The organism is Embleya scabrispora DSM 41855, from assembly GCF_000372745.1.
Classification (GTDB): Bacteria; Actinomycetota; Actinomycetes; order Streptomycetales; family Streptomycetaceae; genus Embleya; species Embleya scabrispora.
Window position 1 is genome coordinate 182081 of the sequence record NZ_KB889562.1, and the last position, 12452, is coordinate 194532.

9 protein-coding genes are annotated in these 12452 nt (G+C 71.9%); 5 read left to right on the top strand and 4 right to left on the bottom strand.

Annotation, left to right across the window (positions count from 1 at the left end):
• Positions 1–74 precede the first annotated feature (74 nt).
• A complete protein-coding gene (locus A3IC_RS0102850) occupies positions 75–2408 on the top strand; it encodes a ribonucleoside-diphosphate reductase subunit alpha (protein ID WP_079026230.1) in 2334 nt (777 codons plus the stop codon).
• A 17-nt stretch (positions 2409–2425) separates the two neighbouring features.
• Positions 2426–3403 carry a ribonucleotide-diphosphate reductase subunit beta gene (locus A3IC_RS0102855; protein WP_052173188.1) on the top strand — a complete coding sequence of 326 codons (978 nt, stop codon included), beginning with the start codon at positions 2426–2428 and terminating at the stop codon, positions 3401–3403.
• A gap of 112 nt (positions 3404–3515) precedes the next feature.
• Here A3IC_RS0102855 and A3IC_RS0102860 read toward each other — a convergent pair whose 3' ends face one another.
• Positions 3516–4325: a helix-turn-helix domain-containing protein gene (locus A3IC_RS0102860; RefSeq protein WP_020548555.1), complete on the bottom strand. Its 810-nt coding sequence runs from the start codon at positions 4323–4325 to the stop codon at positions 3516–3518.
• Positions 4326–4457: 132 nt separating this feature from the next.
• Here A3IC_RS0102860 and A3IC_RS0102865 point away from each other — a divergent pair, with 132 nt between their 5' ends.
• Positions 4458–5471, top strand: coding sequence for a zinc-dependent alcohol dehydrogenase family protein (locus A3IC_RS0102865; protein WP_020548556.1), 1014 nt, complete (start codon positions 4458–4460; stop codon positions 5469–5471).
• Between the two features lie 78 nt (positions 5472–5549).
• Here the strand turns inward: A3IC_RS0102865 and A3IC_RS0102870 are convergent, their stop codons facing one another.
• Positions 5550–7265: an alkaline phosphatase D family protein gene (locus A3IC_RS0102870; protein WP_020548557.1), complete on the bottom strand. Its 1716-nt coding sequence runs from the start codon at positions 7263–7265 to the stop codon at positions 5550–5552.
• Positions 7266–7501: 236 nt separating this feature from the next.
• Here A3IC_RS0102870 and A3IC_RS0102875 point away from each other — a divergent pair, with 236 nt between their 5' ends.
• Entirely contained in the window at positions 7502–8356 is an 855-nt protein-coding gene (locus tag A3IC_RS0102875) for an amidohydrolase family protein (protein ID WP_245599131.1), read from the top strand.
• A gap of 37 nt (positions 8357–8393) precedes the next feature.
• On the opposite strand, the gene A3IC_RS0102880 is transcribed toward A3IC_RS0102875, so the two are convergent.
• Together A3IC_RS0102880 and purB are read right to left on the bottom strand one after the other, a co-directional pair.
• Positions 8394–9935 carry an ATP-dependent DNA ligase gene (locus tag A3IC_RS0102880; protein ID WP_040876075.1) on the bottom strand — a complete coding sequence of 514 codons (1542 nt, stop codon included), beginning with the start codon at positions 9933–9935 and terminating at the stop codon, positions 8394–8396.
• 559 nt (positions 9936–10494) lie between these two features.
• Positions 10495–11937, bottom strand: coding sequence for an adenylosuccinate lyase (purB, locus tag A3IC_RS0102885; RefSeq protein WP_026217817.1), 1443 nt, complete (start codon positions 11935–11937; stop codon positions 10495–10497).
• Between the two features lie 140 nt (positions 11938–12077).
• On the opposite strand from purB, the gene A3IC_RS0102890 reads away from it, so the two are divergent.
• On the top strand, positions 12078–12410 hold the full coding sequence (locus A3IC_RS0102890) for a YnfA family protein (RefSeq protein WP_020548561.1): 333 nt from the start codon (positions 12078–12080) through the stop codon (positions 12408–12410).
• Positions 12411–12452: the final 42 nt, after the last annotated feature.

The window sequence follows — 12452 nt, forward strand, 5'->3', positions numbered from 1 at the left end:
GCGGGGTCACTTGTACGTACGAGCTCGCGAGGAGAGAGCACGTGACCGTTGTGGACAGCGTGGGCGCGACCCGGATGCGGATCGACGAAAGCCCCGAGGACCAACTGGCGACGCTGGTGCGCACCCAGGCGCGCGATCTGCCGGAGGTCGATCCGGATCGGGTCGTCCGCCGGGTCGTCGCGGGCCTGAACGAGGGCGCGGACCAGGGTGCGGCCGCAGACCTGGCGGTGCGTACCGCCGCCGAGCTGATCGCCGAGGAGCCCGCCTATTCGCGGCTCGCCGCGCGCCTGCTCGCCCGCCGGATCGCGGACGAGGCCCGGGAGGCCGGCGCCGGCTCGTTCAGCGCCGGCATCGCGCTCGGTCACCGGGAGGGCGTCATCGGCGCGGAGACCGCGGCGTTCGTCGCCGAGCACGCCGCCGAGTTGGACGCCGCCGTGGACGTCGAGGGCGACCGCCGGTTCGAGTACTTCGGCCTGCGCACCGTGTACGACCGCTACCTGCTGCGCCACCCGGTTTCGCGCAAGGTGGTCGAGACGCCGCAGCACTTCCTGCTGCGGGTCGCGTGCGGCCTGGCCCAGGAGCCCGGCGAGGCGATCGGCTTCTACCGGCTGATGTCCTCGCTCGCCTACCTGCCCAGTTCGCCGACGCTGTTCAACTCCGGCACGGTGCACACCCAGATGTCCTCGTGCTACCTGCTCGACTCGCCCAAGGACGAGTTGGAGTCGATCTACGACATGTACGGGCGGATCGCCCGGCTGTCGAAGTTCGCCGGCGGCATCGGCGTGGCGTGGTCGCGGGTGCGTTCGCGCGGCTCGCTGATCCGGGGTACCAACGGGCACTCCAACGGCATCGTGCCGTGGCTCAAGACGCTCGACTCGTCGGTGGCCGCGGTCAACCAGGGCGGTCGGCGCAAGGGCGCGGCCTGCGTGTACCTGGAGACCTGGCACCCCGACATCCTGGAGTTCCTCGAACTGCGCGAGAACACCGGTGAGGACGCGCGCCGCGCGCACAACCTCAACCTGGCCAACTGGGTGCCGGACCTGTTCATGCGCCGGGTCGAGGAGGACGGCGTCTGGTCGCTGTTCGACCCGAACGAGCTGCCCGAACTGCCCGACCTGTGGGGCGCCGAGTTCGACAGGGTCTACGAAGCCGCCGAGCGCGAGGGCCGGTTCGTCCGGCAGCTGCCCGCGCGCGACCTGTACGCCCGGATGATGCGCACGCTCGCGCAGACCGGCAACGGCTGGATGACCTTCAAGGACGCCGCCAACCGCACCTGCAACCAGGCCGCGGAGCCGGGCAACGTGGTGCACCTGTCCAACCTGTGCACCGAGATCCTCGAGGTCACCAGCGACGGCGAGACGGCCGTGTGCAACCTCGGCTCGGTCAACCTCGGCGCGCACGTGACCGCCGGCGAGGGCATGGACTGGGACAAGCTGCGCGCGACGGTTCGCACCGCGGTGGTCTTCCTGGACCGGGTGATCGACATCAACTACTACCCGACCGACCAGGCCGCCGCGTCCAACCCGCGCTGGCGCCCGGTGGGCCTGGGTCTGATGGGCCTGCAGGACGTGTTCTTCACGCTCGGCATGCCGTTCGACTCGGTCGAGGCACGCGAGTTGTCCACGCTGATCTCCGAGGAGATCTACCTCACCGCGCTGGAGACCTCCTCGGCGCTCGCCGAGGTGCACGGCCCGCACCCGGCCTACGCCGAGACGCACGCCGCACGCGGCCGGCTCCAGCCGGACCTGTGGGAGGGCGTGTACCCGTCCCAGACCAAGCGCTGGGACGCGCTGCGCACGCGCGTGGCCGAGCACGGCCTGCGCAACTCGCTGCTCGTGGCGATCGCGCCGACCGCGACCATCGCCTCGATCGCGGGCGCGTACGAGTGCATCGAGCCGCAGGTGTCGAACCTGTTCAAGCGCGAGACGTTGTCCGGCGAATTCCTCCAGATCAACGCGTACCTGGTGCGCGAGCTCAAGGCCCGCGGCCTGTGGACCCCCCAGGTCCGCGACCGCATCAAGCGCGCCGAGGGCTCGGTCCAGGGCATCGCTGAACTGCCCGAGGACGTACGCGAGTTGTACCGCACCGCGTGGGAACTCCCGCAGCGCGCGCTGATCGACCTGGCGGCGGCCCGCTCGCCGTACATCGACCAGTCGCAGTCGCTGAACCTGTTCATGGCCGACCCGACCATCGGCAAGCTGTCCTCGATGTACCGCTACGCGTGGTCCACCGGCCTGAAGACCACGTACTACCTGCGCTCGCGCCCCGCGACGCGGATCCAGCAGGCGACCGTGCCGGCGCAGGCCACTGCCGCGCCGATCGAGGAGATCTCGGACCTCGCCCCCTCCGATGTCGAGATCATCGCCTGCTCGCTGGAGAACCCCGAAGCCTGTGAGGCGTGCACGTGAGCCTGCTCGATCCCGGAATGAACCTCACGCTGCGCCCGATGCAGTACCCGGACTTCTACGAGAAGTACCGCGCGGCGATCCGCAACACCTGGACGGTCGAAGAGGTCGACCTGCACAGCGACCTCGCCGACCTGGACAAGCTCAGCCCGGCGGAGCGACACCTCGTACAGCGCCTGGTCGCGTTCTTCGCGACCGGTGACACGATCGTGGCGAACAACCTGGTGCTGAACCTGTACCGACACATCAACTCGCCCGAGGGCCGGTTGTATTTGTCGCGGCAACTGTTCGAAGAGGCCGTCCATGTGCAGTTCTACCTGACCCTGCTCGACACCTACATGCCCGACCACGAGGAGCGCGAGCAGGCGTTCGCCGCGGTCGAGCACATCCCCTCGATCCGGCGCAAGGCGGAGTTCTGCTTCCGCTGGATCGACTCGGCGATGGGCCTGGACCGGCTCGAATCGCGGGAGGACCGGCGGCAGTTCCTGCTCAACCTGATCTGCTTCGCCGCGTGCATCGAGGGCCTGTTCTTCTACGGCGCCTTCGCGTACGTGTACTTCCTGCGCTCGCGCGGCCTGCTCAACGGCCTCGCCTCGGGGACCAACTGGGTCTTCCGCGACGAGTCCGCGCACATGGACTTCGCGTTCTCCGTGGTCGAGACCGTGCGGGCCGAGGAACCCGATCTGTTCGACGACGAACTCGCCGCGGACGTCCGGCGCATGCTGGCCGAGGCGGTCGAGGCGGAGACGGCGTTCGCCGAGGACCTGCTCCAGGGCGGGGTGTCCGGGATGACGGTCGCGGACATGCGCTCCTACCTGGAGCACGTGGCCGACCGCCGGCTGGCTCAGCTGGGCATGGCGCCGGTCTACGGCTCGGCGAATCCGTTCGGCTTCATGGAACTCCAGGACGTGCAGGAGCTCGCCAACTTCTTCGAGCGGCGGGTCTCCGCCTACCAGGTCGCGGTCACCGGCTCGGTGTCCTTCGACGAGGACTTCTGAGCCTGCGGCGTTGCGCTCGACACAACCGCCGTGCCGTCCCGGAAACGGGACGGCACGGCGGTTTTCGCGTTCTCGCGTGGTGCGGCCCGGTCGGCGGCGGCGCGGGATCGGCTCACGAGCGTTCGGCCGCCCGGCGGCGCAGTGCCGTGGCCGTGGCCTCGTCGGCCGGGAGGAACGCCTCCAAGTGCAGTTCGGCCAGGGTGATGTCGGTGGCCGTCGCGAAGGACGTCAGCGTCGTCAGCAGCCGCAGTTCGCCCGGGCCGTCGAGTTCGCGAAGGCGTAGCGGGACGGCGAAACCCAGGTGGTCGGGGCCGAGTTCGGCGTCCGGGACGTAGCCGCGCAGCTCCTCGACGAAGGCGTCCAGCAGCGGGTCCGGGCTGCGCAGCGCCTGGGCGCGCATGTTCTCCAACACGTGGTGGCCCCACGCGTTCAGGTTCCGCACGCGCGGCGCCATGCCCTCGGGATGCAACATCAGCCGCAGCATGTTCATCGGAGCCCGGAGCAGTTCCGGGGACGCTCCTTCGGTCAGTACGTCGACCGCGGCGTTCGCGGCGACGATCTGCCCGTACGGGCGCAGCACCATCGCCGGGTAGGGCAGGTGTCCTTCGAGCACCGCGCGCAGTGCGTCGTGTACGGGTCGCAACATCGGCGCGTCCAGGTCCGATTCGGGGAAGACCGGGGCGTATCCGGCGGTGTGCAGCAGTGCGTTGCGTTCGCGCAGGGACAGGCCGAGCGACTCGGCGAGTCGGATGATCATGGTCCGGCCGGGGCGGGATCGGCCGCTCTCGATGAAGCTGAGGTGGCGTTGGGAAGTCTCCGCGCGGGCGGCGAGTTCGAGTTGGCTCAACCGCCGGGCGGTGCGCCAGCGCCGCAACTCGGCGGGGAAGTCCGGGCCGTTGGCCCGGGTCGTCATCGTGCTCATGAGGCAGTTCTAGGCAGCCGAGGGTATCGCCGGCAATTCCCTCGCGGGAATTGTCCACCCCCGGCGCCGGTCGCATGATCGTCCCCACGGCCCGCCGAACGGACGGGCCGACCGGTCGAGGAAGGCAATCCGATGAAGAGCTACCACCTGCGGCCCGGCGCCGGCATCGAGGGCATCACGATCCGTGAGCACGAGCAGCCGGAGCCGGGTGCCGGTCGGGTGCTGGTCCGGGTCCGGGCGACCTCGCTGAGTCTGCGCGAACTGCTGGTCCTGGACGGCGGCTACCCGCTGCCGGTGCTGCCCGACACCATCCCGGGCTGCGCCGGGGTCGGCGAGGTGGTCGCGGTCGGCGCGGGCGTCACCCGCTTCCGGACCGGCGACCGGGTGGCCGCGACCGTGTTCCCGGACTGGATCGACGGGCCGTTCGCACTGGAGTACGCCGCGCAGCTGGGTAGTTCGCGCGACGGGATGCTGACCGAGTTCGCGGTGGTCGGCGAGCAGGCGCTCGTACACATTCCCGAGCACCTGTCGTTCGAGGAGGCCGCCGCCTTCCCGCTGACCGCGGTGACGGCGTGGAACGCGCTGACCGGGGGCCGCGCCCTGCTGCCCGGCGAGACGGTGCTCACGCTCGGCACCGGTGCCGTGTCGCTGTTCGCGGTGCAGTTCGCCAAGGTGTTCGGCGCGCGGGTGATCGCCACCACGTCGAGCCCGGACAAGGCGGCGCGGCTGCGTGCGCTGGGCGCGGACGAAGTGGTCGACTACCGCGAACACCCGCGCTGGGGCGAGGAGGTACGCCGCGTGACCGGCGGACGCGGGGTCGACCAAGTCGTCGACGTCGCGGGCAACTTGACCCAGTCGCTCGCGGCGACCGCGCTCGGCGGCGAGATCGCCTTCGTCGGGCACTGGCTGGGTGCGGACGCCCCCGACGCGTCGCCCTCGGCGTCGGCGCTGTTCAACGCGGGCGCCGTGCTGCGCCCGCTCGCGGTGGGCAGCCGCGCGCAGTTCGAGGCGCTGAACCGCGCGGTGCGGGGCGCGCGGCTGCGCCCGCTGATCCACCGCGAGTTCTCCTTCGACGAGGTTCCGGAGGCGCTGCGCTACTACCGCAAGGGCGGCTTCATGGGCAATGTCGTGATCGGCCACCCCTGAGCACGCACCCGCACCGCCCGGGAGCCGTCCGGCCGGATACCCGTCGCCCCGTCCACCTGTGCCGGGTGGGCCGTGCGCTCACTGCTTGCGCAGTGCCGCTCGGCCCACCCGGCGCAGGTGCGCGGCGCGGTTTCGCCGGCCGCCCTCCGCGCGCTCCAGCGTCAGCTCGGCTCGGCGGCCCCGCAGCGTGAGCGTCATCAGGTGGTTGCCGAACCACGGACCACCCAGCTTCGTCCACTCGACCGGCAGCGGGTTCAGCCGCGCGTGCCGGGCCAGGGCGCGGCCCAGTCGGGTCGCGATGCGCCCCCAGCCGAAGCGGAAGCCGATCCGGATCGCCGGCGGGACCGAGTTGTGCACCGGCGAGCAGGTCAGCTGGTAGACCCGGGCCGACTCGTCCGAATCCTCCCCGGCCCGTGGCCCCTCCCCCGGTACGAGCCAATGCGCCTCGGCCGCGTACACGTGGTGCACGTCCCCCGACAACACGCACACGGTCGCCGGCACCGGCCCGCCCGCGCGGGGTCCGTGCAGTGCGATCCGGCCGAGCAGCGCGGACAACGCCTCGAACGAGTCGCGGAACGCGGCCCAGTGCTCCAGGTCGCCCGCCCGCCGCAGCCACTCGCTCCACACCGCGACCCGAGGCCCGCGGGCGCCCGCGCACAGCGCCTCGTTCCACGACTCCAGGTCGTGGATGCCGTGCGGCAGCAACCAGGGCAGCGAGGTGCCGATCAACAGGTGGTCGTAACCGCCCTCGTCCGCCTGCTCGGTGATCCAGGCCAACTCGTCCGCGCCGATCATCGCCCGGCCGTCGCCGGTCAGCACCCGGCCGGCGCGCGAGTCGATCATCAGCAGACGGGTTCGGCCGAAGTCGCGTCGGAAGCTCCACCGTGTGGTCGCCTTGCCGTCCGCCTCCGCGTCCGCGCGCAGTGCGAACTCGTGCAGCAGCGGGCCGACGTCCTCGCCCGGCGCCGCCGCCCGGACGGCCGCCAGCACTTCGTCACGAGCCAGCGCGGCCGGGTCGAGATTGCCCACGTGCTGGTAGATCCAGTACGACGCGAGCGCGCCCGCGATCCGCTCGGACCACCAGTCGGTCGCGGCCATGTCGGCACGCCACGCATGCGAGGTGTTCCAGTCGTCGATCACGTCGTGGTCGTCGAAGATCATCGCGCTCGGCACGGTGGACAACAACCAGCGGATCTGCGGATCGGACCACGACTCGTGATAGAGCAGCGTGTACTCCTCGAAGTCGGCGATCTGCGGACCCGGCGCCTTGCTCAGGTCACGCCGGCGGGCGAGCCGGTTCTGCATCGCGCGCGAGGTCTCGTCCGCGTACACCTGATCGCCGAGCAACAACAACGCGTCCGGCAGGGGTTCGTCGGGCGAGCGCATGAGCCGGCGGGCGAGCGTGTCCAGCGCGTCCGGGTCCATCCGGCGCTCCTCGCCCGCCTCGGTGCTCGGCGGACTCGACCACCGGCAGGACCCGAACACCACCCGCAGGTCCCGCTCCTCCTCGTCGTCCGAGGCGGTGCGCAGCACGCTCGGCGGCCGGCTCGAATGCTCCTGCGGCCAGCACACCCGCTCGTCCAGCAGCACCCGGTACTCCCGCGACCGTCCCGGCGTGAGCCCTTCGAGCACCACCAGTACGTAGTGGTGCCCGAACACGTTCCAGGTGGCGGCCTCGGCCACGCCGTCCTCGCACGCCACGGTCACCACACACGGCGCGTCGGTCTCCACCCACACGGTGGCACTCGTACGATCCACGTGCCGCAGCACGGGACCGAGCAACAACTCGGCCATCGTCCTCGGCCCTCCCACCTTCGTCGACGCCCTCCGTGGCAGGTGCCTGCCCCGCACCGCGGGCGCCAATACTCGTCCTGCCCGCGGACTCTCGGACACGGTATGCGGCTTCCGCGCGGCTTGCGGGGTACGGCGGACTCGAACCGTTACGGTTTTCCGCGTAGCCGAGCCGTTCCCGGGTCGTTCCCGGGTCGTTCCTTGCCGGGCCGTTCCCGAGCCGCAACGGAGGTCGCGCCGTGCACGATTCGCCCACCGCGTCGCGAGACCCGAGCGCCCGACCGGTGTCCGACCGGCCGGCGGTCGAGCGCCCGGTGTTCGAGCGCCCGGTGTTCGATGCGCACCTGCACATCGTCGATCCGCGCTTCCCGCTGGTCGCCAATCACGGCTACCTGCCGCCGACCTTCACCGTCGACGACTACCTCGCCCGAACCGCCTCCCTCGGCGTGATCGGCGGCGCTGTGGTGTCCGGCTCGTTCCAGGGCTTGGACCGCACCCATCTGCTCGACGCGCTGCGCCGGCTCGGTCCGGGCTTCGTCGGCGTGACCCAACTCCCGGCCGACGTCGCGGACCACACGATCCTCGAACTGCACGCGGCGGGCGTGCGCGCGGTCCGGTTCAACATCCGTCGAGGCGGCTCCGCACGGGTCGAGCGACTGAATCGGCTCGCCCGGCGCGTGTACGAGCTGGCCGGGTGGCATGTCGAGCTGTACGTCGACGCCCGCGATCTGCCCGACCTGGCGCCCGTGTCGGCCAGGCTCCCGAAGCTGAGCATCGACCACCTGGGCCTGTCCCGGGAGGGCCTGCCGCATCTGCTGCGCCTGGTCGAACGCGGGGCCTACGTCAAGGCCACCGGTTTCGGCCGAGTCGACCTGGACGTCCCCGCCGCGCTGCGGGCCGTGCTCGCCGTCGCCCCGCACGCGCTCGTGGCCGGCACCGACCTGCCCTCCACCCGCGCGCCCAGGCCCTTCCGCGACACCGACCTCGACGTGATCGCCGAGGCGGCCGGCCCGGATCTGGCCGGCGCCGTACTGCACGACAACGCGCGGGCTCTGTACCGCCCGCGTCGGGACGCGGAACCGGCACCCGACTGACCGGGCGACCCGCCGTCGGGCCCGGTCGATCGCCGGGTCAGTCGCCGGCGGCCAATGCGCGGACCGTGTCCATGTCGTCCGCCTCCGCCGCCGTCTTGTCCTCGCGATAACGCAGCACCCGGGCGAACCGCAGCGCCAGCCCGCCCGGATAGCGGGTACTGGTCTGCAACCCGTCGAAGGCGATCTCGACCACGAGTTCGGGCCGCACCCACACGGTCCAGTCGTCCCGACGAACGGCCATTTCCTGCAATCGCTCGGTCTGCCACGCGAGCAGTTCGTCGGTGAGCCCCTTGAACGTCTTGCCCAGCATCACGAACCCGTCCCCACCCGGGTCCCGCGCGCCCAGGTGCAGGTTGCTCAGCGTCCCGCGGCGACGCCCGTGACCCCACTCGGCGGCCAGCACCACCAGGTCGAGGGTGTGCCGCGGTTTGACCTTGACCCACCCGGCGCCGCGCCTGCCCGCCGTATAGGGCGTATCCGACGACTTGACCATCACCCCCTCGTGCCCGCGCGCGACCGCGTCGGCGAAGAACGCGTCGGCGGCCGCGTCGTCCCCGGTGACCAGGCGAGGCACCAGCAGTTCGGCAGGCGCGAGCGCTTCGAGCGCGGCCCAGCGCTCGGCGCCCGGCCGGTCGATCAGGTCCGCGCCGTCCACGTGCAACGCGTCGAACAGGTACACCGTCAACGGCGTCTCGGCCCGCAGCCGCGCGGCGTCGTGGGTGCCGGTCCGGGATGCGGTGATCTGGAACGGATGCGGCCGGCCGTCCGGGCGCAGCGCGATCGCCTCGCCGTCCAGCACCACGGTGCGTACCGGCAGCGCGCGCACCGCCTCGACCAACTCCGGGACGCGCGTGGTGATGTCGTCCAGGCTGCGGGTGAACACCGCGACGTGGTCGCCGTCGCGGTGGATCTGCACCCGGATGCCGTCGATCTTCCATTCCAGCGCGACCCTGGCATCCGGGTCCTTGGCCCGCAGCTTGGCGAGCGCGGCGGGCACGTCCGGTGCGGAGGCGGCCAGCATGGGACGCACCGGGTGGCCCACCTGCAGGGTGAAGGCGGCGAGCGCGGCCTTGCCGCCGGCGAGCGCCGCGGCGGCCACCGGGCCGGCGGCGCCACGCAACATCAGCGCCCGGCGCACCGCCGCCACCGGCACCTCGGCGGCGCGCGCGACGGCGTCCGCCATCACCCCGTCCAGCGCGCCCTGCCGCACCTCGCCGACCAACAACCCGACCAGGAACCGCTGCTCGACCGCGGTCGCCCGGGCGAACAGGGCCTCGATCAGCGCCCGTCGAGCGGCCTGCGACCCGGCGCCGGTGGTGGTACCGATCGCCTCCAGCGCGGTGTCGACCTCCAGCAGGGTCAGCGACGGTGTGTCGGCCGGCTCCGGCAACGCGCGCAACGCGGCGGGCCCGACGCCGATCTGCCGCTGGGTGAGCGCGCCCGCCAGGTAGGCCACCAACACGGTCGCCTCCGCCGGATCCGCGCGCCGCAGACACCCGGCCACCAACTCCGCCTTCGCGGTCCGCCCACCCTCGCTCGCGATCTCCCGCGACACGACAGCCACCTCATGAAACAACAGCGACCCCACGCCACGACTCCTCACACCGAACGCCTCCCCCAACCATCGCCCCACCCACCCCGACTCATGCGCCCAACCCCCGGCCGGCCGAGCCACCCCGAACAAACGCACACCGGGCAAACACAGCGGGACCACACCGGCGCGGCAGAGCGGGGCGGGGCGCGGGCACGGCCATGCCAACGGAGCACGACGGGACGGACCGAGCGAAGCGCGGCACGGCAGAGCGCGACTGGACGGGGCGGAGCACCGCGGGCACGGCGAGGTGGACGGAGTGCGGCGGGACGGAGCGGGCGAAGCGCGGCACGATAGAGCGCGGCTGGACGGGGCGGAGCACGGCGGGCACGGCGACGCGGACGACGCGCGGCGAGGCCAAGCGGGCGAGGCGGAGCGCGGCACGACAGCGCGACGCGGGCCAGGCACAACACGGCGCGACAACCCGCGCGCGTCTGACGAAACTCGGGATCTCGGCCCCGAAGCGCCAATGGCCGGGACCCGGGGCAAGCCCCCGGATCCCGGCCCGGCACGGCGATCGATGCGGCGAGCCGCGAGACCGATTCGGCTACAGGATCGCGCCCGGGCGGTACTTCGCCGCCTCCGGGTGCTTTGCGGCCACCGTCTCCACCCGCCGGACCACCTCGGCCACCTGGGCCGCCGCCGCGCCGGTGAAGGACAGGCGGTCGGCGAGCAGCGTGTCCAGTGCCGCGCGGTCCAGCGGCAGCCGCTCGTCGGCGGCCAGCCGGTCGAGCAGTTCGTTGCGCTCGACGCCCTCGCGCAGCGCCAACGCGGAGGCGACCGCGTGCTCCTTGATCACCTCGTGTGCGGCCTCACGCCCCACCCCGCCACGGATCGCGGCCATCAGCACCTTGGTCGTGGCCAGGAACGGCAGGTAGCGATCCAGTTCGCGAGCGACCACGGCCGGGAACGCGCCGAACTCCTCCAGCACGGTCAGGAACGTCTCGATCAGGCCGTCGAACGCGAAGAACGCGTCCGGCAGCGCCACCCGACGCACCACCGAGCAGGACACATCGCCCTCGTTCCACTGGTCACCCGCGAGCTCGCCGACCATCGAGGCGTAGCCGCGCAGGATCACCGTGAAGCCGTTCACCCGCTCGCACGAGCGCGTGTTCATCTTGTGCGGCATCGCGGACGAGCCGACCTGGCCGGGCTGGAAGCCCTCGGTGACCAGCTCGTGCCCGGCCATCAGCCGGATGGTCTTGGCCAGCGACGACGGCGCGGCGGCCAGCTGCACCAGCGCGGTGACCACGTCGTAGTCGAGCGAGCGCGGGTAGACCTGGCCGACCGAGACGAACGCGTGCTCGAAGCCCAGGTGCGCCGCGACGCGCCCCTCCAACTCGGCCAGCTTGTCCTCGTCGCCGCCGAGCAGGTCGAGCATGTCCTGCGCGGTGCCCACCGGTCCCTTGATCCCGCGCAGCGGATAGCGGGTGATCAGGTCGTCGAGGCGGTTGTAGGCGACCAGCAGCTCGTCGGTCGCCGAGGCGAACCGCTTGCCCAGCGTGGTGGCCTGCGCGGCGACGTTGTGCGAGCGGCCCGCCATGACCAGCTCGGCGTGCTGCGCGGACAGCTCGGCCAGCCGCACCAGCAGGGCCACCACGCGGTCGCGGACCAGTTCCAGCGACGAGCGGATCTGCAACTGCTCGACGTTCTCGGTCAGGTCGCGCGAGGTCATGCCCTTGTGCACGTGCTCGTGGCCGGCGAGGGCGTTGAACTCCTCGATCCGGGCCTTGACGTCGTGCCGGGTGACCCGCTCACGCTCGGCGATCGAGGCCAGGTCGACCTGGTCGATCACCCGCTCGTAGTCGGCGACCGCACCCTCGGGCACCTCGATGCCCAGGTCGGCCTGGGCACGCAGGACCGCGAGCCACAGTCGGCGCTCCAGCACCACCTTGTGCTCGGGGGACCACAGCGTGGCCAGCGCCGGGGAGGCGTAGCGGTTGGCCAGAACGTTCGGAATGCGGGGCTTGCGCACAGGCTGGGACGTCACGAGCGGCGAGTTTACCGAGCCGTGGCGGCCGCTCATGACGTACGTCCACGTTCGCGCCCCGCGGCGCCGGCTCGCGCGGTCCGCCGACCCGTCCGCGAGCGGGCTTCACCCTGGTTCCGACGCGGCCCTAACGTACGTCCATGATCGTCGCGCGCTCGCTGGTCCTGTTCGTGCTCGCCGCGCTCGCCGAGATCGGTGGTGCGTGGCTGGTCTGGCAGTCCGTACGCGAGCATCGGCCGTGGTGGATGGCCGGTCTCGGGGTGATCGCGCTGGGCGTGTACGGCTTCGCCGCCACCCTCCAGTCGGACCCGAACTTCGGCCGGATCCTGGCCGCGTACGGCGGTGTCTTCGTCGCGGGTTCACTCGCGTGGGGGATGGCCGTGGACGGTTTCCGCCCGGACCGCTGGGACCTCGCCGGGGCAACCGTCTGCCTGGCCGGCGTCGCCCTGATCATGTACGCGCCGCGGCGCTGACGGCGCGTCACAACCCTTGTCCCGCACGGCATGTGCCGACCG

Coding starts and splice junctions, on each gene's coding strand:
- A3IC_RS0102850 (WP_079026230.1), top strand. CDS start 75: ATGCGGATCGACGAAAGCCCCGAGGACCAACTGGCGACGCTGGTGCGC.
- A3IC_RS0102855 (WP_052173188.1), top strand. CDS start 2,426: ATGAACCTCACGCTGCGCCCGATGCAGTACCCGGACTTCTACGAGAAG.
- A3IC_RS0102860 (WP_020548555.1), bottom strand. CDS start 4,325: ATGAGCACGATGACGACCCGGGCCAACGGCCCGGACTTCCCCGCCGAG.
- A3IC_RS0102865 (WP_020548556.1), top strand. CDS start 4,458: ATGAAGAGCTACCACCTGCGGCCCGGCGCCGGCATCGAGGGCATCACG.
- A3IC_RS0102870 (WP_020548557.1), bottom strand. CDS start 7,265: ATGGCCGAGTTGTTGCTCGGTCCCGTGCTGCGGCACGTGGATCGTACG.
- A3IC_RS0102890 (WP_020548561.1), top strand. CDS start 12,078: ATGATCGTCGCGCGCTCGCTGGTCCTGTTCGTGCTCGCCGCGCTCGCC.